Origin of the sequence: Yersinia fenwicki, assembly GCF_043099325.1 — a bacterium.
Lineage (GTDB): Bacteria > Pseudomonadota > Gammaproteobacteria > Enterobacterales > Enterobacteriaceae > Yersinia.
This window is the reverse complement of the sequence record NZ_CP170755.1, coordinates 107,077-128,389: the sequence shown is the minus strand read 5'-3', so window position 1 is coordinate 128,389 and position 21,313 is coordinate 107,077. Positions and strand designations below refer to the sequence as shown.

The following is a 21,313-nucleotide window of genomic DNA, read 5'->3' as shown; positions in this document are numbered from 1 at the left end:
GAGCGGATCAAGAAGAAATACTGCTCTTTATCTCGTTATTCGGTAAGGTTTTATTTGATAACACCGCTTGCAGCTGATCGTTATCCAACTGATTACACCATTTCGCGACAACAATGGTTGCAACCCCATTCCCCACCAGATTAGTCAGCGCACGGGCTTCAGACATAAAGCGGTCGATACCCAGAATCAGCGCCAATCCTGCCAATGGTAAATGCCCCACCGCAGAAATAGTGGCAGCCAAAACGATAAAGCCGCTGCCTGTTACCCCGGCCGCACCTTTTGAGGAGAGCAACAGCACCACCAGTAAGGTCACCTGATGAATAATATCCATATGGGTATTGGTAGCCTGAGCAATAAATACCGCCGCCATCGTCAGGTAAATAGAGGTTCCATCCAGGTTAAACGAGTAACCAGTCGGAATAACTAAGCCCACCACAGATTTCTTACACCCCGCTTTCTCCATTTTATCCAGCATGCGCGGCAGCACAGACTCTGAAGATGATGTCCCTAACACGATCAACAACTCTTCTTTTATATAACGGATAAACTTGAAGATATTAAAACCATTGAATTTCGCGATAGAACCCAGCACTACCACCACAAACAACACGCAAGTTATGTAGAAGCAGATAATCAACTGACCCAGCTGCACCAAGCTGCCCACACCGTACTTACCAATAGTAAAGGCCATTGCACCGAAAGCCCCGATAGGTGCCAGGCGCATAATCATATTGATAATACCGAAGATAACGCGGGAGAAGCTCTCAATGACATTAAAGATAAGCTGACCTTTTTCACCCAGACGATGCAGGGCAAAACCGAACAGAACAGCAAACAGTAAGACTTGCAGAATGTTGCCACTGGCAAAGGCACCCACGACGCTGCCAGGAATGATATCCAGCAAGAAAGGTATAATCCCTTGCTGCGAGGCTTGTTCGGCATAAAGTGCAACCGCCTTGGCATCCAGTGTCGCTGGGTCGATATTCATGCCAGCACCGGGTTGCACCACGTTAACAATCACCAAGCCAATCAGCAGTGCAATGGTACTGACAATCTCAAAATAGAGCAGCGCAATGGCACCGGTGCGGCCCACCGCTTTCATACTTTCCATACCCGCAATACCGGTCACCACAGTACAGAAAATCACGGGTGCGATAATCATTTTAATTAGTTTAACAAATCCATCACCCAAAGGTTTCATTTGAGCGCCGAGTTCTGGGTAAAAGTGCCCCAATAATACGCCCAAGGTAATCGCCGTTAACACCTGAAAATAAAGACTTTTAAATACTGAAGCTTTCATAACTATGTCCTTTTGGAGAAATACACGGCAGCCTGTCGCTTTGCTCTCTGTGATGATTGAGTGACACTTCTTTTTATCCGTGCTTGCGCGGAAAATAACACCCTCATAACAATATGGAAATTATTAGTTGCACTGGATTGCACCCTAAATGCGAAATTAAGAACTGAAACGCTTCAAGCGGCAGCAACAATGGGAATTCAGTCAAATCAACCAGACAATTAACTCAAAATGATTAGCTACAAGAATGAATAGAAAAGAAACAACCAACAGAAATAAGGGATTATCGGAATGAGTGATTATTGAGAGGGACGTTTGGCGGGTAATTGCCCCCTTTTAAGGGTAGGGAAAGGGGGCTATTTAGCAAAAACAGTCCGGGTTATTTGATGGCCCGGCTGGGTAGCGCAGCAGCACTATTAATCGCAATTTCGTTAATGGCACTCCAGTTATTAACATCCGTACCGAAGGTATCCAACTTGATATATTTAGCCGTGACGGGTGCAAAAGTCAGTTTTTCACCATTTTTATCTGCGGAAGATGTTTCCAGACCTTCAGCCAACGGCTGCCAGCTTTTGCCATCATTGGAGTAAAAAATGGAAAATTTCAGTTTCCGCTCCGTGGGTTTAAACGGGACAATAAGAATATTTTCAATGGATTGCTCTTTATCCAGTTCAAGCTGCACCCAACTTTCACCAGATGCCGCCCAACGCGTTTTAACATCACCATCAGCGACATTCGCCGGGACATGGCCTTTTTCACTGTCATAACCGGATGCCGTTACAGCAACAATTTGCGCCGCATAACCAGATGCGCAGAACAACGAACCGAGCAAAACTGTGGCTAAAATTTGTTTTTTCATCAACCTATCCTTTTTATCACGACGATGAGAACCCGTGGGTAAAAGCGCCGGGCAAGCAGACCCTGGGAAGCCACTGCTCGGCACTTTTTACCAACAGCGGCCCCAGCACGGGCCGCTGTCGGGACTATTTACGGCCGTTCGGTTGCAGCTTCTCACCCACATTGAGCAAGAACAGTTCATTATCACGGGTTGAAACTCGCGCTGAACCGTCATCCATTCGATACGCCCCTTCCGTGAAGCCCGCACCATTGAGGAAAGGTGCCACTGCCTGTGGTTTATTACGCAATGACGCTTCCAGAGCCAGCAGAGCGTAAGGTTCTATAGCATCAACATCGGCGTATTGGCGATCAGGCGAAGCCATGAAGAAACCGTCGATATAACGCGTTTTAATCATATTATCGCCGATTTTCTCTGCCAGTTTTCGATAATCCGCTACCTGGCTGGCATTATAGAGATCCAACAAAGCAAACAAGGCGTAAGGATCACTGTTGGTAGTGCCCATATTGACTTTGACTTCTTTACCCGGCGCAGTACCGATATCACCCAGCCTCTGGTCGTTGGCAATACCGCGGGCTACTTTCCACAGTAATGGGTCATTGTCGATAGCATAGGCACGCGCATAAGAAATCAGGAATTCATTACCGGCTTTGTATGGCTTAATCACTGTGCCTTTCTTGCCGTAATACCCATCACGCGGCAGGGTGTAATTCGACAAATCCTGCCCGTTGGCTATCATTGGCCGGAAGGTATTGTCTTGATCGTTATAGGCATATTTGGCGAATGCTTTCAGACCATCCACTGTCCATTTCAGCAAGTCCTGCCCCTGTGGGCCTAAGTCTTTACCTAATTGCAACTGCATTAAGGCATTCTCAGAATAAAGGGTGCTGGTGCGCCCTTTAAGCATCATATTGCCTTCCAGTGCTGTCGGGCCGAACTCTGGACCAAACTGACGCTGAGCACGGTCACCGAATTTGGAATGGGTATCGGCATCATCAGTGGGTTCTTCACGTTTCAGGGCTTGTGTGAATTGATAAACGCCGAGGCCCGTTTTGGCATCTCGCGGCAAAACATACTGATCGGCCAGGCGTTTAGCCCAAGTTAATGCGCCCTGATCTTGTTGGTGTTTGTAAAGCAGGGACGCGGAATAAATCAGATCATTCCCCGCATTAAGAAAACTCAATCCCTTGGTAGAAAAGAAAGGAGGCTGCTGCTCAAATTTGCTTTCCCACAGTGCGCCCATCGGTTTGCCATATTCACCGTGTCGGCTGGTTTCGAGAATACGCCAATCATAAACATGGGCATTCCAAAAACCACGAATAAAGCGAGCAGTCGCATCACTGTCGACACTGAACATCAGGTCATAGTAGGGATAGGCATTTTTCAGCTCATGCACCCTCTCTTTTTCACTTGGCCCTTCTGGTTGGAGGGTTTTCAGATCAACAAACCGGTGTCCGCCCCAATACAGTAAGCCACTCGGGTCTTGATAGTGCTGGAAGTGATAGCGAACAATATCTTCAGCACGCTTCTGATAGCGCGGATCACCACTGAGTTGGCTCAAGCCACTCATGATACGCATCAGGTTTTGTTGTGCTGAGAAGTTTGATAATACTGCCCGACGGCCATCGGGGAATATCCATTCCAATTGCTGTCCGGTTCGGGGGTCAACACCATCCGCCAGCAGCGGGCTGGGCTTATCCCCGTGGTAAGTATCGGATGCCTTGTTTAATACATTATCGACATACTGTTTTACCACGGTCAGGCGGTCGGTATCCGCTGCCTGAGCGACGGGTATATACAGCGTTGCCAGCGCAGCCATACTCAAAAATAACGCTCTTTTTTTCATTACTTCGTTACCTGTCAAAAATCGTTATAGCGAGGTGTGACCCCTAAGGTCAGAATTTAATTATTTCAACGCGGGATCAGAAGCTGTATTTGATACCTACACGGTAACGAGTTTGGCGCTCATCGGTATTTTTGCTGCCGGAAACATTACCGATAGCCATATAAGGCGACCAGTTCTTATCCCACTTATACGTCAATTTAAAATCATGGGTCCAATCGTAATTTTCGTTATCCGACAGAATCACACCGGCTTTATTCGCTTGCTTGTAATCCAACTCATAGTCTAATTGGAAGTCTTTATTGATTTTATAACTCAAAACACTCGTCAGGTTATAACCATTTTCAGACGTGTCTTTTTTTGTATTAATATTAGCGCTGATGCGTTTGTAATAAGGACGATAACGCAATGAAACAGAGAGATCATCAGTGATATTTGCCTTACCACGTAGATAAGGACGATAGCTGTTAGCCGTCGAGCTTGAATCTAATGAGAAACCTGGTTCGATAGAGAATGTTTTATCAATTTTATAGACATAGCTAGCAACCACTTCAGTGCCGTTACTCACACCTTCATGGAATGGCTTATCTTTGTCACTGGCACTTTTCCACTTACCTTCCAGCGATAAGCCAAAGCCATTAGCAAAGCGGTGGGACATTAATAAGCGGTCTTTGTGATTATTACCACTTTGGTCTTGTGTTTCATGACGATAATCAATGGTTACTGCCATTGCGCTGGTGCTGATAAGTGATGCCACTGCCAGAGATAATAATTTAAATTTCATTACAGTTACCTTATTTTAATAAATAACGTTAATTATTATGATAAATATACATTCCACTTATGAAACGTCATTCTATTTATTTTGATATAAAGTTCCGAGATCCATGACTAACAGTTCGAAATTAATAGAACTTATATCCATTTATGTGACAAGGTTCAAAGTAAATAGTTTTGACTAATGCACTTGGACTGTGATTTTTTTGTTATAGCCTAGGGATAGCAAGGGGTAGGGGCAATTCCGAAGGGAATCGCCTTCGAATTAAATAGTCTTGACTAGGCAGGTGCTAGTATTGTATATGTGGCTGAATAAACAAAATAGATGTCAGTCGAATATTTTCTTATAGGTATTATTATTGGTTTTAATCACTTTTATATAATAACGTTATTTCCGCAGGGATAATTTGGCAATCAATACACTTAAAAGTATGGAGAAGTAGGTATTTTAGATAAAAATCTATTTTTATTTAATATAGGGAAGGATAATATTTTGGCTGCTACTATTTAGACGAAAATACTGATATTCGACTAAAGCACAGTGATTAAGCGCAAATCAAGTCAGTGATTCGGGTAAGTGAGGGAAGCTAACGTAGCTGTGGCATCAAGGGCGCAGGGTAAAGCGAGTATCGAATTCCTCACGTGATAACGGCTCCGAAAATAAAAAGCCCTGACCACATCGAATACCGTGTTTGAGTAGCCATTGCCGTTGTTCTTCAGTCTCTACGCCTTCAGCCATCACTCGGAGTTTCAACACATCAGAAATGGTGCTGATAATTCGCGCCATCGCATCGTCTTCTGGCAAATGTTTCACAAAGCTTTTATCCAATTTAATGATATTCACCGGCAAGCTTTTCAGATGATTGAGATATTGCAGACTTGAATAGCCGGTACCGAAATCATCCAGAGCAATCGATAACCCCAGTCCCTGTAACTCACGCAGCAATACGTACGCGGCGTCGAGATTTTGAATCTGCGCGGTTTCTGTGATTTCCAACACCAATTGGCTCGGGTCAATGTTATAGCGACCAATCACGGTTTTTAGATGTGTAATGATACTATCGCATTGTATTTGCAAACCGGAAATATTCACCGCCAATGACAAGTTCATTCCTTGTGCTTTCCAGTCAGCCAGAATGCGGCATGCTTCCTCCAGCACCCAACTGCCGAGCGGCATCATGGCCCCACTCTCTTCCGCATCAGGAACAAACTCAGAAGGTAAAAGATAACTGCCATCCGCTTGGCGCCAGCGTAGTAATGCTTCGGCACCTATAATCCGCCGCTCTCTCATATCCCACTGTGGCTGTAAAAACAGGACGAAATCACGCCGTTCAATCGCCTGCAAAATATCATTTTCCTGCGTCAACTGCTTTTGCGTTTTATGCAACGAAGACCGGCCAGTACTTTGGGTACGGCTCATATCCGTATAAGCCTCAGTTAACAGTTGCTGGTTACGATTATAATTGCGAACCAATATACCCAGTTCATCATCCTGATGATGGGCAGGCATAGTCAATTGGTGATTCAGTACACCTTGCTGCCCAATATGTTCCAGCTCTTTAGCCATCGCCCGTAATGGATGAATAATCAGGCGGTTAATACACCAGGCAATAGATACCGAGAGTACCAGTGCCAATAGCAAATAAGTCGACAGCATTGCCGACAAGGTGCTCAGAATAAATTGATACATACGATACGAGTCCACACGTAACACCAAATGTGCCAGTGGTTGCGGATTAGCAGAGACTCGCTCCAGTGAATACAGTGGTACCGTTATCTGAACGGGCAGAGCAAAAATGCGCTTGGCCCAGCGGGGGACTGGCCGCTCGGTGGGGAAACTTGCGTGTAACACTTGAATTTGATTAGGCAGAATCACATCGGCACGGCTAAGAATGCCAATGGGCAGTAAGTTATTGAGGATTTTTTTGGCTTGTGGGATATCGACGCTCAAGATGGCCTCAGACAGCGGCTGACGCACGGAATAAGCGATACTCTCCAACTGCTTGGCGTAGTCATCTTTGCGCTGCTGCACAAAGTGGAACAACTGAAGAACGATAAAAATACAGATGGTGACCAGTGCAACAACGGCCACTGCTGCCATTTGCTTAATCGTTAATGAACGCCTTACCCGCAAACTCACTCCCACCCATTCCGACTGAATAAAATAAGATGGTTGCCACTGTTATGCGGCGACTCATCGATGCTGTCCGAGTATACTCGATCGCCCTGAGATTTTATCTTGCGAAACTAAACCGGTTGGGAAGAATACCGTGGGTTTCGGTCTTTTCCTATCAAGATCGCAACTTCAAAGTGCTATTAAACACGATGAAGTTGCTTTTTTATGCAAATAAGCGCAGCTGGCGATCACTTAAAGTCCGCGTAAGGCACTAACGGTTGCGGTGGCATATCCAGATCACCTTGCCATCCCGCCATCGAGTAGCGCAGGTAAATCAGCGCATGGCTTGGGGTATAATCTTTTGCTTGCTGGATATCCACTCCGGCACCCAGTGTCCAATGTGAGCTCAGACGGCGCTCAATCAATGCTCGTAAGGTGTAGCCCACACCATTGCTGCTTTCACCACCATCAGTGTCATAACGGTCTGAAATATTTTTTGGCCGATTTGTATCAGGATCAATAACAGGAGCCGGGAGCAAACTCTGAATCGGATAACGCGCCCTATCACTGGTGGCTGAATGTGATAGCGAAACCGACCCACCCAACTCCCAAGACCAGTTATCTGTCCGCTGCCGATAGTTCACCGGAATAGCCAGTGACAAATATTTCTGCGGGCTGTAATACCCGCCCTGACCTAGCGTATAACCACTGAGATCTTTTTGGTAATGCCACCACATACCATTCAAGCCAATGGTGAAACGGCGATTGTCTTCATTGATAAGTTTGTAGTAATAGCCAGTCATAAAACGTAGCCGCTGGTTATCGGCCACATTTTTCCCGGTTAGATAATGATAACTTAAATCACTCCAGACCCCATTTGCTTCACCCCGATCATAGCTAGTACCTAAGCTTACGCCACTGGCACGCACGCCACCCCAGGTGATATTGGTATTAGGATCTTTTGCACCGGCAAAAGCCAACAATGAGCTGGATATCGGCCGCCGTGAGGCAGTTGCTGTCCACCCCATGTGATTCCAGCTGTTGCTGTATGCCACACCACCGACCACATCAACCACATCAAATCCCATCGGAGTTGTACCGATATCCGTGGCCCAACGGTCATTCTGCCAACCAACAGCCACACTGGTACCTGTTGCCCGTTGATGTAAATCCGTGTGACAAACCGTTTCGGAGCGATAGCAAGTCCCCGCTTTATACCGAGTATTGGCATCCAGCGTGCCTGCATCCATCTGCACAGTATCGGTGCGGAAGAACGCCCGACCATCGGCTAGCGCAGTGTCTACCTGCAACATAGTGTTGTAGGCGCTGAGGTCAGAAATCCCTTCAGTACCGCTGGAGCGCAGATAATCCTGATCCAGTGTGACGCGGGTATCCTGCTGGCGATAGAGGTCCGCAGCATCAGCACGAATGCCTCGTTTGAGCCAATCATCCGTGGCCTGATTACGTGTTAGTAAGGTATAGCTGTCATTATCTGTCGGCAGTGTCGGTGCAATACCGCTAGCGACCATCGCCTGTTTGAAATCATCTTGCGCAGCAGTTGGCTGCCCTTGTGATTGCGCTAAACGGGCCGAGTCGCGAAACACCAACGCATCATCCTGTGATGGTGCGCCTTTGGCGGCAGCGGGTTTCAACCGTTGGAAGATATCGTCTGCTTTTTGTGGTTCACCCACACCATTCCAGGCATTAGCGACCCGCCGTTGGGTATTTAAGCTGGCACCTTCGCCCGTCAGTGGTTCAGTTTGCAAATGCTGACGTGCATCGCTAAGGCGGCCCTCGGCAATATAAGCCTCGATTTCGCCCAAACGCGCATCAGGGTTTTGCGGCTCGCGCGCCCGAATACGCTGATAGCCCGCCAGCGCCTCACTGTAATCACCACGTTCCAGCGCCCAATCGGCCAGTGTCAGGTCAATTTGTGTATTCGCCGGTTGCTGACGTAACGCGGTTATCGCTCCGGTTTCATCGCCATTTTCCCGCAGTTGGCGCGCCAATGTCAGCACTTGGTCTAATTTCAAGCGCTGATCTAATTCACGAATATTATCGTTCCATTGCGCCGCTGGCAGTGTGGCCAGATGCGCCAATGCCTGGCTATCTCGCTCGGTGCTAGAAAGGTAGAGCGCGTAAGCATAGACCTGCTCTGGGTCACCCGGTTTACGACTGACCAATTGGTGGAACTCTGCATCCGCTTGCGACAAATGGCCATCTTGCGCCAATGCTTGTGCTAACCGATAAGTTATCCAGACATCATTCGGCGCCATCTTTTGCGCTTGCCGGTATTTCTCTGCCGCCTGATGCCACTGTTGCTGTGCCGCCAACGTTTCCGCCTGCTGTTTCAGCATATCTAATTGCAGGCTGTTGAGTGTGTCGCGCATTTCTACCTGTTGGCTGCGCGGCAAGTTATTCAGGTAATTGAGTGCTTTTTGTGGGGATTCACGTTGATAGATATTAGCTAGCCCACGCACCGCACTGCTGTTAGCTGGATCAAGACGCAATGCTTGCTGGTAATGCTGCTCGGCAGTTTTATCATCATGACGGGCCACGGCCACATCACCCAAGCCAATCAGTGCATAACTGTCGCTGCCATCTATTTGACGCGCCTGCTGATATTTTTGCTGGGCCAGTGCAGTATTGCCGGTTTTCAGCGCTTTATCCCCTTCATCATTCAGCAACCAGTAACGGTTGGTCTTGATCAAACTGGCCCATTTATCACTCTTCAGGCCGTCTTTGTCTGATTTTTGTGCCTGTTCAAACAACCGCAAAGCCTGTGCACGATCTCCCGCACGGGCATAAGCCAGGCCCAGTGCGCCTAGAATTTCAGGATCATTAGGAGAGGCTGCCAATGCTTGTTTCAATGCCGGTATTGCGGCCGCGCCACTACCACTGTCGACTTTCGCCAACCCACTTAACCGCGCCTGATAGGTCGGATCGGCCAGCATGGCTTGCTGATTAGCCAGCTCTTTGCGAGCGATATCTGCTTGTTGGCCAGTTGAAAACACATTGAGAAAATGGGTCAATGCAGCAACACTTTGCGGGCTTACCGTCATCGTTTTGATGGTATCCATCCACAAATCAGCGGCATCTGACGTTCCGGTAGGGTCTGTGGCCACTTTCTCCAACATCGCGTAGCCCTGTGCGGCCTTTTGTTGGCTGAAATACATGCGCGCCAATGCCATGCGTAGAGCGATATTGCCGGGATATTGTTGGTCTAGCGAAGCAAGTTTCTGGGTAGCCAGCGCTTCCTGACCCGGTAACCGCGCCACCAGCCGCCAATATTCAACTGCCAGGTCCAGTGTGGGTGGATTCCCTTGTAGCAACTGATCATATTTAACTTTTGCTTCTGCGACTCGCCCAGCGGTTGCCAACAGGCGCGCCTCCTGCAATTGTTGACGCACCTCAGGTTTTGTCATGGCCAACATCAGCTTAGCGCGCCGATACACATCAGAGTCAGGTACCAATTGTTGCAATTTATCTAACTGCTTCTGTGCTTCTGCCAGATTCCCTTGCCGCAATGCCTGACGTATTTCCGCCGCAATAACATCTGGATTATTCGGGTCCATCATATTCAGGCGATACAGTGACTGCTTAACCAACTCGTCTTTATTGGTCGCCTCGCCCAATCGTACCTGTTCGAGTAAAAACTGGGTTGGCGAGACCGATTCGGCCCCCCGCGCTATACCAATAAAGGCTTGAGGCAATAACGCCAGGCTTAACAGCCAGTTTATTTTAATGTTGCGCATTGACTGTTCCATGAGGGCTGAAGCTCACCCTGACGATTAAAGCTATAACGATGTTGTGCCCATCCCTGACCAAACAGTGTCAGCACTGCACTGTAGTAAGCATCGGCTCCCGGAGGTGAATCTTGTACCCGTTTTTGTTGTTGGCTAAGCGCCTGCTGATTAAACGGTGCGGGACTGCTGGCTAGAAACGGCAATAATGCCGTCGAAAAGCCAACCGGCCCATCACCGGTTATTTTGCCAGTCAAAGTATCGATCTTTTCCGGTGGCAAACCTTGCTGTTGGGTGACTTCAGCCATCGGTTGGAAGCGCTGGATAAGTGCCGCCTTTTGCGGACTATTATTCGATAACATCCCGGCCCATAAGTAAGTACGAATCGCATCGTAGCTACCGAGATTTGGGTGAGTTTCATCCGGCTGCCAGCCTTTATCTTTTTGCCACACCACCCAGTCAGGGCTGAAACCATGGGGTGCTGTTTCCAGCCATAGCCGCTGATTGGTTTTCTCCATGGCTTTCCACGGCCCAGCAAAAGAGGCAAAACGCGCCAGCAATTGTGGTGGCAGATAGCTTGGATTGAGCCGCCAACGGTCTTCATTATTAAAGCCAATTTTGCCCGGTAATAACATTTCACCCAAGCCGGGAATATTCACCACTTCTTCTTTGGCAATGCGTTGCAGCAGCAACGTTCCCATGCTCTGGTAGCGGCGGGCATCCCACAATCGGCCGGCCTCTAATAAGCTGTAAGCAATCCACAAATCAGCATCAGAGGCCGAGTTTGGGTCGAGAATATCCCAGCTATGTCCGTTACGTTGCCCCCACAACCATGCGGGCAGCCGGGCGGTTAAATCTCCCGCTGACAAGTTGTTTTCCGTCCAAGTGAGTAATCGATCGAATGTCTCGCGATCATCAGCCACCAATGCAAAAAACAAGCCGTAACTCTGCCCCTCCGACGTGGTGACTTTCCTCGGGTTGCTGGGGTCGATAACCCGTCCCGCCTCACTGATATAGTGTTGTTTGAACTGCTGCCATGCTGGCCAATCACAAGCTGCTGCGGTACCAAAACTGGCAAGCAGCAGCAGGATGCATACCAGTCGTTTAAACATCACGACCATCAGAATTAATCTCTCTCATCAGGTGATAACCGGCGGCGACTGATCAGGCGTAACAAGCGCCAGGCCATCATTGCAGCAATCACCACGACTAACACTGCGACACCCGCCAACAGAACCGGATGAGAAGATAAGCTGTGCCAGATGCGCTCCTACCAAGGTAAATGACCGACATCATAGGTGTCACCAACACGTAGGCTGTTAACGCCTGACTCACGGATAACCGCGACCGAGCCAAACACCGCCTCACGTTTGCCGCTGTCGAGCAACGCGTTATTCAGTAAGCTGTAGCCATGCGGGCTGTCAGCCAATAACGCCACGATACTGCGTTGCGGGAAGTTAGGTGACTGCACACCGATAATAGCCGACATCGCGCCTTCAGAACTGACGGTCGTTTTACTATCTGCCACCCTATCGGAAGCAGGAGCCAACATGTCCGGCAAGCCCGTTTGGCGATTTGGCATTTTGACCCAGCTCTGGGTTTGATCCACCAGCAAGTTAATCTTCTGGTCATCACGTAATTCTGGCGGAATGGTACCGATAATCAGCACATCGACATCTTGGTCTTTTGCCTCTGACCAGTCGTCGGTGATGTTAATACCCAACGCCGGGTAACCGACTTGCGCCCCGATATTCCCCACGGTATTCAACAGCGTAGTCAGTTGTGACGGCGCAGGTTTTGGTGGCACCAAGACCAGAGTTTCGGAGAGATCTGCCAGGCGACTGAATGGGAAACCAGCATTAGCAAATGCCCGCAAATCGGGCATTTCCATAAAGTGGCGGTAACCGGAGAAATCAATAGTGGAATTACCATCAATCACCGCGTGGTTTGGCGCGGTAGAGTAGGTTTCACAGCGCCCTTCCGCGCCGCTCGCCAACAAGGTGCTGTAGTCAAAATCAAAGCGTAGCTGGTTGGTTGCTCCCAGTTTCAATGCCGGAATGGTCAACCGCTTGGCAGAGTCTTGTAAGCCTTGCAGCAATGGCAGCCGCAGGATTTTACTGTCTTCCGGCGTATTCGGCGACAGCGGGTAGTCCTGCACAAATTGATTATTCAGGCTAATACTTAAGCGGGAACCATCCATCAGGCGCGTTGAGGTATAACGATATTTCAAACGCATATCAATGCCCGCACTGCGGATCAGGAATAAATCCGGTGGCAGGTTCAGCGATAATGAAATCGGCGGCGGCAATAAACCGGTAGTTTGCAACTGATCTGGATATTGCTGTAACTCAGCAAAAGTCATGGGCCGGTCGGTACGCACCCAGTTTGGCGCATCATAAGGCTGGCGTGGTGCCAGTTGTTCGACTTTATCTACCGTCACATTTTGACCACGGAACAGGATATTGCCTTGCGCTATCCCCTGTGCCGCTATGATTAGGTCATTATCATCACGGCCCAGAATCAGTAACAGCTTCACATACGGGTTATCTGGGTGACTGATAATTTCCACCGTCGGTGCTTTGACCTGCGGGTAATCTTTCAAGAAATCAGGGCGCTGGGCGTTGGTCGCAAAGACCACGGCATGCTGAGTCGGTAGCTGATTATACAAAACCGGGAAATTCTGCCCGCGCCATTGCGCTTTATCACCAAACCACGATGCCAAAATAGAGGCTGCGCGTTGCTGCGCCACATCCGGTACCGCGGCAAAAACTACCGGTAAGCTGAGCGGACGATTATCCCGCGCATCAAAGAAAGGCTCAGGGAAATGGGATAAATCATTTTTGACTGACAGTGATTGATAGCGTAAATCCAACGTGCTGGATTTGCTGATATCCAGCCACAGCGTATTGCTGGCCGGATTCTCACAGATGTTCTGATAGTGGCCGACAAACACTAACCGCAGCCGATTGAAATCACTGATATAAAGCGGATCAATCGGCAACTGGAACCGCGTTGGTTTACCCAGTTGGTCCTTAGTGATTGCCGTGACACCCATCAGTTCATCATTCAGAAAGACTTTAACCTGTGATTCCACCGGGATAAGTGAAGGTGATGGCGTAAATTCGAGGTTTAACATCGCATTAGTGATCACTTCATCACTGCGCACGCCAAATTCAATCACCCCTTCTGGATTGGTACCACGCAAGGCGAATGTCCCCGGTGGTGGGGCAATCTTAGCAAAGGTGTAAGCGACGTCGCGAACGGGGACGTTCGGCAATGCCGCCGGAGCGACAGGTGCTAAATCCACTGTTGCTGCGACAGCAGTCGTCGAGGCCGCCGATTGAAGCGACGGAACTGCTGGTGTTTCGGCATGGGTGAATGGCGTCAATCCCAAAGCCAGTGCGGTAAACCAGGTTATTTTTCTCGTCATCATATCATCATCAATGTTGAGCCACTGTCTGGCCCTGGCTACTCGGAGCCTGATTTTTATCCACGCCATGGGGTACAAACGATGCAATCCAGGCAATCAGGGAGGTAAATCCTATCAATACATTTCGAATCACCGGTGGAGCATAGCTGGCCATACGGACATAGCCTCTAAAGCCTAGCGCCAAAACATCACGCAAGCTTTCAATCGGTTTATCTTCTGGGAAGCCATCCTGCCACAGCGCCCACGTGTCAGCGCGAGCAAAAGTACACTGTATAAAATCAATATGTTGGGACACACTCAGTTGATGCATCCGCATCCCGACTTTGGTGCCAAAAGCGCGAGTGACTTCACACGGGAAGGTATATTCCTGCGCGCCGCGTTTAAGCAGTAGATGTACCGCTTCACCGTCTTTCAGTAACCCGGCTTCGCGCATTTCGATCCCCACCCCACCATCGGAATAGTCACGCAGGGTGCAGGAGAACAAGTGGCCATCAGCACGCGCCACCGCTGCTGGCATGGCAATCTCGACACGGTGAGATTGGCGAACTTGTTTGGCTTCAACCGCCACCGCTACTGCCCCGCCTAAAATCGTCATATTATAAATGACCCACACCAGGCTAATGACCACGGTCATGATTTCAGTCGCCGGGCCATAACCCAAGCGCCACAAGCCCGCAATCAAACCGGCCAGATTCAGCAATACCAGCGTCATATAAGGACGGGTTATCACCCAATCCACATGTTGTGCTTCGACCAACCCACCTTTTGCCGTGACATTAAACGTCCCTTTATGGGGATTGAGCAGCGCCACAGTAGTCGGGCGGGCAATATACCAGGCCAGCACCGTTTCATAGATTTCACTCCAGAATGAGTGGCGATATTTACCTTGTAGGCGGGAGTTGGTAAGGCTGGCGTGAATCATATGCGGCAACACATAAAGTGCAATGGCCAGTGCTGGTGCGAAAATAATGTAAGCATGCAGCAACAGGAATGCCAGCGGCGCGGTCAGGAAAATCAAGCGCGGAATGCCGGATAAAAAGTGCAACATAGCGTTGGCGTAACACAAGCGCTGGACAAATTTCAGCCCTTTGCCCAGCAGCGGGTTATCCAACCGGAAGATTTGCACCATGCCGCGCGCCCAGCGGATACGCTGTCCGATATGTGCTGACAAGCTTTCGGTTGCTAATCCGGCCGCCTGTGGAATACGAATATAAGCTGATGTGTAACCTTTGCGGTGTAGACGCAATGATGTATGGGCATCTTCGGTAACGGTTTCCACCGCTATCCCTCCCACCTCATCTAGCGCACTGCGGCGTAGCACGGCGCAGGAACCACAGAAGAAAGTTGCATCCCACATATCGTTACCGTCTTGCACCAGGCCGTAGAATAACGTGCCTTCATTCGGAGTTTGACGAAAACGCCCCAGATTGCGCTCAAAGGGGTCGGGTGAAAAGAAGTGATGCGGCGTCTGAATCATGCCGAGCTTTTTATCTTTAAAGAACCAGCCGACGGTCAGTTGCAGGAAAGACCGGGTGGGCACATGGTCGCAGTCAAAGATAGCGACAAACTCACCGGTGGCCTGTTTCAGCGCATTATTGATATTACCGGCTTTGGCGTGCTCATGGGTCGGACGGGCAATGTAGTGCACCCCCACTTCTGCGGCGAATGCTTTAAACGCGGGCCGGTTACCATCATCGAGAATATAGATATTGATTTTGTCTTTCGGCCAATCAATACCCAGCGCGGCATAAATGGTTGGTTTCACCACACCCAGGTCTTCGTTATAAGTCGGCACCATCAAATCAATGGTTGGCCAACTATTGATATCTTCCGGCATAGGCACTGGCTGGCGGTTGAGCGGCCAAATAGTCTGGAAATAGCCCAACACCAATACTACCCAAGCATAAGTTTCGGCTAACAGTAATAATAAACCGCACACTAGACTGACAGGGTCATCCCAGTTAAGGGTTTCGGTATAACGCCACCACAAGTAGCGGCAGGATACGGTTAACGAAAGCACAATCAGCATCAGGGTAGGCAAGCGCCCTGGCACTCGCCGCACCACCATAGCAATGGCCCACAGCAGTAATACAAACACGAATTGTGCCATCATGCCAAATGGCTGTGAGATACACAGCAGGGCCAGGATGCCGGTAAAAATACCCAAAATAATAAACAGGATACGGCGGGTGCGCCTTGAAAGTTGGCTTAATTGGATGGCAACTGAGTTCTCTATTTTCTGAAGTTCAAAGCGCTCAGGAATACTCCCCAACCAACTGATATATCCCTGTCTTTTGTTTTTTACCCAACCTTTACCCGCGGCCGCTGGTTGGCGTTTCTTATTATGATCAGATTGCGGCCGGATTAATAACAGCCACAACCCTTGCAGCAGATAACGCAAACCATCCCCCAAACGTGGGCGATGGGGGGAAATTTGCGGGAACCAGTAAGTGCGGTGTTGTATCACACTCTGCCAGCTCGGGGACTCGAGGCGCAGGAAGACCCAGCACAGTGGCAGCGCCAGCGTAGTGAGAAACGCCGTGAGCACAGTGCAGCCTTGCTGCATATAGAGATGATAGCGGCGGCGCATCCCCTGATAGGCCGGGGTGAGGAATAACATCCGCATCAGGTGATTCATAGGCCGCTTTCCGCAGCATTAATCAGGCACCAATTTGCCAAAGTCACCACTTCTTCTGCCGCCAGACTTTGCGCGCTGTATTCACCCAATGGCTGTTTAGCTGCCAATGCTTCAGCCATTGCTTCATCGCGATGAATAAATATAGGTAATAAGCTCTCCAGACTTTGTAGCCAGAGCTGGTGTAAATCCTGTTGTAAACGGCTGCTGGCAGAGAACTGATTAAGCAAAAAATGGCAGCCGGCAGGCAAATTTTGCTGATGCAGGCGGATATGGCAGCTGGCATCTGCATGAATAAGAATCAGGGTTTGATCAGCCAGCGCCAGTGCTTGACGGGTCAATGCGCTATCACCCGCAGGGATATCCAACAGAATCCAGCGATAGCGCACATTGGCCAGCAATCGAGACAGATTCTCTTGCCATTGACGAGGATGTTGCTGCAAAGAGGCGCTGAGTTGTTCATTTTCAACTTGAGTTAATTGGCCGAAGGGCAAGAAATCCAGCTTCTCGGTATAGCGCATCGCACCTTGCTGCCAACCTTCGCCATCCACTTCAGCTTTAGCCCAACCACGGGATTGCTCAAAACTCATGTTGAAGTGCAACCGCAGTAAATTATCCGGTGAAAAATCGATCACCAAAACCGATTCATCCAGTTGCTGTAATGCCCATGCCAGAGCTGTGGTGACCGATGTCGTGCCAATGCCCCCTCTTACACCTTGCAAAGCCAATACCGGCATAGACTATTTACTCCCTGTGGATTGCGCCAATTCGGCCAGCAATGGCCAGCGAGCCATCATTTGGGTTAATCGCTCCTGACGGACAATATCGACATAACTTAACGTGGGTAACGAGAAAGCCTGACTTAATGCTAGTAGATCATCCTGAGCTTCAAGTGAAGTTTTCTCATGGAATCGATTTATTATCGTCTTCATTTATCCGCCTTTAGAAAATAGGCTATGGTAATTAAGTATAACAATAACCAGAGTATACTTTCTCCCAATAATATGAGTCTTAGATTAATATCAAGGCAGGAACATTGGTTAATACTTCTTGCAATGTTACAATTGTTCCTTGAATTTATCCAGTAATTGGCCCAATAGCACTTTAACGAAAGCAGATAAAGAATCTATGTCACGATCTTTCTCATTAGGTGTTCGAAAAATCTGGGATGAATTAGCCGTAATGCAGGCTCCTGGATTCTATTGGGTCAATATTGAACGTCAAGTTGATGCCAATTTATTTTGCCAGCAACTTATTCGTAGCCAACCTGAAAGTACCCGGGCAGCATTGATTTGTTCAGGGCAAAAACCTGAAACTCTCCTGAGTAATGTTGTCCATTCTGGCCCCAGTAAATTACCACTATTTAACTTACCTGCTCAAAAAAACGCCTTAAAATATTTAACTCATGATTTAATGCGTTCGCTGCGCCCACAACAGCGACTCTTCATTTTGTTTGCGCCCGCTAATCTGTGGCAAACTTTTACCAGCGAAGAGATGCAGCAGTGGCTACAGCATATTCAGCAATGGCTAGGAGCCCAGAACTGTACATTACTGGTGATTTGTCATAGCACTGGCATTAATAAAATCAAAAATCAGTTGGTCAGTCAGCACCGTTATTTACAAGGTTTGGCTAATCTGCAATGGCAGCAGGATAACGCGCAATATGTAGTTTCCTGGTGGAGCACCGCAAAAGGGGTGACCGCCAATCAGTTGGTTTTGCTCGAAGCCGATGAACAAGGCTGGAGCATGGCGGATGAAGTCCAGCAAGCCCTGCCGCAGTCACGCAATGATGAACATCTGTATTTAGCAGAAAGCAGCATTCTGGAAGGTGCTCCGCCCCTTTCTACCCACTGGCAATTACTGGAATCTAATACCTCTCTGGCTCAGCGCGCAATGACGGCGCATGCCGCAACACTTATTTTTGCGCTGAATCAAAGCGAGCAAATTGATGAAATGGCGCATCAAATCCACAACATCCGCCGTCAACGCGGCAATACAGTCAAAATCGTGGTACGCGAAATGCATGCCAGCTTGCGCTACAGCGACGAGCGCCTGTTACTGGCCTGCGGGGCCAATTTGATTGTGCCCCATGTTGCGCCATTGTCGCGTTTTCTGACAATGCTGGAAGGCATTCAGGGGCAGCGCTTCTCGCGTTATGTTCCCGAAGATATCAATGCACTACTGGAAGCATTGCGCCCCCTTCAGCTCAAAGGCTATCTGCCCCCCACCGAGTTCTACCAATCGGTTTTGCAGTTAATGAATAACACCTTGTTACCGGAAAACGGTAAAGGTGTACTGGTGGCGCTACGAGCAGTACCGGGGCTACAAGCACGTCAGGCACTGACACTGTGCCATTTGCGCCGCTATGGCGACGTAGTGACGGTGTCTGATAATCGGTTATTACTATTCCTTTCTACCTGTCGTATCAATGACTTAGATACTGCTTTAAGTCATATTTTCCGCTTACCGGTAGCCGAGGCATTCAGTAACCGGCTGGTGTGGTATCAGGATCAGGAGATCATCTCAGAGATGAACCGAATGATGAATACTCCCGAGGCATGGCAAGCCACTGGGGATAAAAAGACTTATAAACAAGAAGTTGATGTGCCAGAGCAAGCTGCACGCGTCCGGCGCACCCCCGTACCACTGACACTGAATATCGGTTCTCAGGAGAACGCCTAATGAATCTCAATGATATTGGGCAAATTCTGTTACTGGGGGCCATTATTTTTTTCCCACTGGGCTATATGGCCCGCCGCTGGTTTCCGCGGTGGTGGGAGAAAAGGCAGCATTTATTCTTATCCGCGCGCTATTTAAAATCAGAAGGGATCTGGTTGCGTGATGGCTCATCTCCACAGACTAAGAAATAACCATGAACGCAAAAAATAAACAGCAAGAATGGCAGAGCCCGTGGCGCTATTGGCGCGGTCTGGGCGCATGGAACTACTACTTTCTGCTCAAATTTGCCCTACTGTGGTTTGGTTACCTGAACTTCCATCCGCTGGCAAACCTGGTATTTCTTGCCTTTCTGCTGTTCCCAATCCCAGCATATCGTGTCCACCGCTGGCGTCATTGGATAGCCATACCCATCGGTATCGGCCTGCTTTATCACGATACTTGGCTGCCCGGTATCAACAGCATCATGAGCCAAGGCTCGCAGGTCACGGGCTTTAGCTTTAGCTATCTAATTGAACTGCTTAGCCGTTTCATTAACTGGACGATGATAGGAACAGCCTTCGTCATTCTGGTAGGCTACCTGTTTATTTCACAGTGGATTCGAGTGACTGTTTTTGTCGTAGCCGCCATGATTTGGCTAAATGTCGCCGGTATCGCCGGGCCAGCATTTTCTCTGGCTTCCACTGCGGAGACGGCAGCGACAACAGCGCCAGCAAGCACAGATCAACCCTCAACTGCAGGGAGTAGCCCTGTTGAAGCCGGTGGGCCGCCAACCGACGCAAATCTGACCGCTCATTTGAATGCTTTTTATGAGCAAGAGAAAACTCGTCACACAACATTCCCGGCTTCACTGCCAGGAGACGCACAACCCTTTGATTTATTAGTTATTAATATCTGCTCGCTGTCATGGTCAGATATTGAGGCCATTCAACTGGATAAACACCCGCTGTGGAGCAAGTTTGATATTTTGTTCAAGAACTTCAACTCAGCCACCGCCTACAGTGGCCCGGCGTCTATCCGCCTGTTACGCGCCAGCTGCGGCCAGTCATCACACAAAGATCTGTATCAGCCACAAGACCAACAGTGCTATCTGTTTGATAATTTAGCTAAACTTGGGTTTACCTCACAGTTGATGATGGATCACTCTGGTGTCTTTGGTAATTATCTGCAAAACATCCAGGATGACGGCAATATGCGCGCACCGATGATGTCGCAGAAAGGTATCAGTAACCAATTGGCCTCTTTTGACGGCGAGCCGATTTATAACGATCTGGAACTACTGAATCGTTGGCTGGAACAGCAGAAGAATGGCGGTGATTCGCGCAGCGCAACTTTCATGAATATCATACCCTTACATGATGGTAATCGTTTCGTGGGCACCAATAAATCGGCAGATTATCGTACTCGCGCCCAAACCCTGTTTGACCAGTTGAATACCTTCCTCGAAGAGTTGGAAAAGTCTGGTCGGAAAGTCATGGTGGTCGTGGTGCCAGAGCACGGAGCTGCCTTGGTGGGTGATAAAATGCAGATGTCTGGTCTGCGCGATATCCCGAGCCCTAGCATCACCCATATCCCAGTGGGGATTAAGCTGATTGGCATGAAAGCGCCACAGCCAGCCAGCCCGGTAGTAGTCAGTGCGCCAAGCAGCTATCTGGCGATTTCTGAATTGGTGTCACGCATGGTGGATGGCAAAGTGTTTACCACTCCAAGTGTTGATTGGCAGACGCTGACGCAGGGTTTACCGGAGACCGCCGTAATATCAGAAAATGATAATGCTATTGTGATGCAATATCAGGGCAAACCCTATATTCGGCTAAATGGCGGTGATTGGGTACCTTATCCCCAATAAGGCCCCAGTATTACTGATATTCGCTATAAAAAAAGAGTGCATTTATTGCACTCTTTTTTTATTAATACCAACGTTTTAATATCCGTCAAAA

General features: G+C 48.8%; 13 protein-coding genes and 1 pseudogene. 3 read left to right on the top strand and 11 right to left on the bottom strand.

Annotation, left to right across the window (positions count from 1 at the left end):
• Window positions 1-7: 7 nt before the first annotated feature.
• The 11 genes and pseudogenes from ACF3VQ_RS00525 to bcsR all read right to left on the bottom strand — a co-directional run bounded on the left by ACF3VQ_RS00525 (window position 8) and on the right by bcsR (window position 17,629).
• Complete coding sequence (locus ACF3VQ_RS00525; protein ID WP_392432981.1) at window positions 8-1,300, bottom strand: dicarboxylate/amino acid:cation symporter; 1,293 nt, start codon at window positions 1,298-1,300, stop codon at window positions 8-10.
• A 376-nt stretch (window positions 1,301-1,676) separates the two neighbouring features.
• On the bottom strand, window positions 1,677-2,156 hold the full coding sequence (locus ACF3VQ_RS00520; RefSeq protein WP_392432980.1) for a discoidin domain-containing protein: 480 nt from the start codon (window positions 2,154-2,156) through the stop codon (window positions 1,677-1,679).
• 124 nt (window positions 2,157-2,280) lie between these two features.
• On the bottom strand, window positions 2,281-3,999 hold the full coding sequence (locus ACF3VQ_RS00515; protein ID WP_392432979.1) for a pectate lyase: 1,719 nt from the start codon (window positions 3,997-3,999) through the stop codon (window positions 2,281-2,283).
• Between the two features lie 76 nt (window positions 4,000-4,075).
• Window positions 4,076-4,780, bottom strand: coding sequence for an oligogalacturonate-specific porin KdgM family protein (locus tag ACF3VQ_RS00510; RefSeq protein WP_392432978.1), 705 nt, complete (start codon window positions 4,778-4,780; stop codon window positions 4,076-4,078).
• 597 nt (window positions 4,781-5,377) lie between these two features.
• A complete protein-coding gene (locus tag ACF3VQ_RS00505) occupies window positions 5,378-6,907 on the bottom strand; it encodes an EAL domain-containing protein (RefSeq protein WP_392432977.1) in 1,530 nt (509 codons plus the stop codon).
• 230 nt (window positions 6,908-7,137) lie between these two features.
• Window positions 7,138-10,644: a cellulose synthase complex outer membrane protein BcsC gene (bcsC, locus tag ACF3VQ_RS00500; protein ID WP_392432976.1), complete on the bottom strand. Its 3,507-nt coding sequence runs from the start codon at window positions 10,642-10,644 to the stop codon at window positions 7,138-7,140.
• Window positions 10,626-11,753, bottom strand: a complete 1,128-nt coding sequence (bcsZ, locus tag ACF3VQ_RS00495) for a cellulose synthase complex periplasmic endoglucanase BcsZ (protein ID WP_392432975.1) — start codon at window positions 11,751-11,753, stop codon at window positions 10,626-10,628. Before bcsZ ends, bcsC begins: the two co-directional genes overlap by 19 nt.
• Window positions 11,754-11,758: 5 nt before the next feature.
• Window positions 11,759-14,062: pseudogene (gene bcsB, locus ACF3VQ_RS00490) on the bottom strand (cellulose biosynthesis cyclic di-GMP-binding regulatory protein BcsB).
• Window positions 14,063-14,072: 10 nt separating this feature from the next.
• Complete coding sequence (gene bcsA / locus ACF3VQ_RS00485; protein ID WP_392432974.1) at window positions 14,073-16,700, bottom strand: UDP-forming cellulose synthase catalytic subunit; 2,628 nt, start codon at window positions 16,698-16,700, stop codon at window positions 14,073-14,075.
• Window positions 16,697-17,434 (bottom strand): cellulose biosynthesis protein BcsQ, encoded by a 738-nt coding sequence (bcsQ, locus tag ACF3VQ_RS00480; protein WP_392432973.1) that lies wholly within the window; start codon window positions 17,432-17,434, stop codon window positions 16,697-16,699. Before bcsQ ends, bcsA begins: the two co-directional genes overlap by 4 nt.
• Before the next feature lie 3 nt (window positions 17,435-17,437).
• Complete coding sequence (bcsR, locus tag ACF3VQ_RS00475; RefSeq protein ID WP_019084141.1) at window positions 17,438-17,629, bottom strand: cellulose biosynthesis protein BcsR; 192 nt, start codon at window positions 17,627-17,629, stop codon at window positions 17,438-17,440.
• A 196-nt stretch (window positions 17,630-17,825) separates the two neighbouring features.
• On the opposite strand from bcsR, the gene bcsE reads away from it, so the two are divergent.
• The 3 genes from bcsE to bcsG are packed head-to-tail and all read left to right on the top strand — an operon-like array spanning window position 17,826 to window position 21,222.
• Complete coding sequence (bcsE, locus tag ACF3VQ_RS00470; protein ID WP_392432972.1) at window positions 17,826-19,379, top strand: cellulose biosynthesis protein BcsE; 1,554 nt, start codon at window positions 17,826-17,828, stop codon at window positions 19,377-19,379.
• The gene (gene bcsF, locus ACF3VQ_RS00465) at window positions 19,379-19,567 is read left to right on the top strand and encodes a cellulose biosynthesis protein BcsF (protein ID WP_392432971.1); all 189 of its coding nucleotides are present in this window, start codon (window positions 19,379-19,381) and stop codon (window positions 19,565-19,567) included. Before bcsE ends, bcsF begins: the two co-directional genes overlap by 1 nt.
• Before the next feature lie 2 nt (window positions 19,568-19,569).
• On the top strand, window positions 19,570-21,222 hold the full coding sequence (gene bcsG, locus ACF3VQ_RS00460) for a cellulose biosynthesis protein BcsG (protein WP_392432970.1): 1,653 nt from the start codon (window positions 19,570-19,572) through the stop codon (window positions 21,220-21,222).
• Window positions 21,223-21,313 lie beyond the last annotated feature (91 nt).

Excerpts from the sequence above, each read along its gene's own strand:
- bcsZ (WP_392432975.1), bottom strand. The coding sequence starts at position 11,753 with ATGGTCGTGATGTTTAAACGACTGGTATGCATCCTGCTGCTGCTTGCC.
- bcsF (WP_392432971.1), top strand. The coding sequence starts at position 19,379 with ATGAATCTCAATGATATTGGGCAAATTCTGTTACTGGGGGCCATTATT.
- ACF3VQ_RS00515 (WP_392432979.1), bottom strand. The coding sequence starts at position 3,999 with ATGAAAAAAAGAGCGTTATTTTTGAGTATGGCTGCGCTGGCAACGCTG.
- ACF3VQ_RS00520 (WP_392432980.1), bottom strand. The coding sequence starts at position 2,156 with ATGAAAAAACAAATTTTAGCCACAGTTTTGCTCGGTTCGTTGTTCTGC.
- bcsC (WP_392432976.1), bottom strand. The coding sequence starts at position 10,644 with ATGCGCAACATTAAAATAAACTGGCTGTTAAGCCTGGCGTTATTGCCT.
- ACF3VQ_RS00510 (WP_392432978.1), bottom strand. The coding sequence starts at position 4,780 with ATGAAATTTAAATTATTATCTCTGGCAGTGGCATCACTTATCAGCACC.
- bcsR (WP_019084141.1), bottom strand. The coding sequence starts at position 17,629 with ATGAAGACGATAATAAATCGATTCCATGAGAAAACTTCACTTGAAGCT.
- bcsQ (WP_392432973.1), bottom strand. The coding sequence starts at position 17,434 with ATGCCGGTATTGGCTTTGCAAGGTGTAAGAGGGGGCATTGGCACGACA.
- bcsE (WP_392432972.1), top strand. The coding sequence starts at position 17,826 with ATGTCACGATCTTTCTCATTAGGTGTTCGAAAAATCTGGGATGAATTA.
- bcsA (WP_392432974.1), bottom strand. The coding sequence starts at position 16,700 with ATGAATCACCTGATGCGGATGTTATTCCTCACCCCGGCCTATCAGGGG.
- bcsG (WP_392432970.1), top strand. The coding sequence starts at position 19,570 with ATGAACGCAAAAAATAAACAGCAAGAATGGCAGAGCCCGTGGCGCTAT.
- ACF3VQ_RS00525 (WP_392432981.1), bottom strand. The coding sequence starts at position 1,300 with ATGAAAGCTTCAGTATTTAAAAGTCTTTATTTTCAGGTGTTAACGGCG.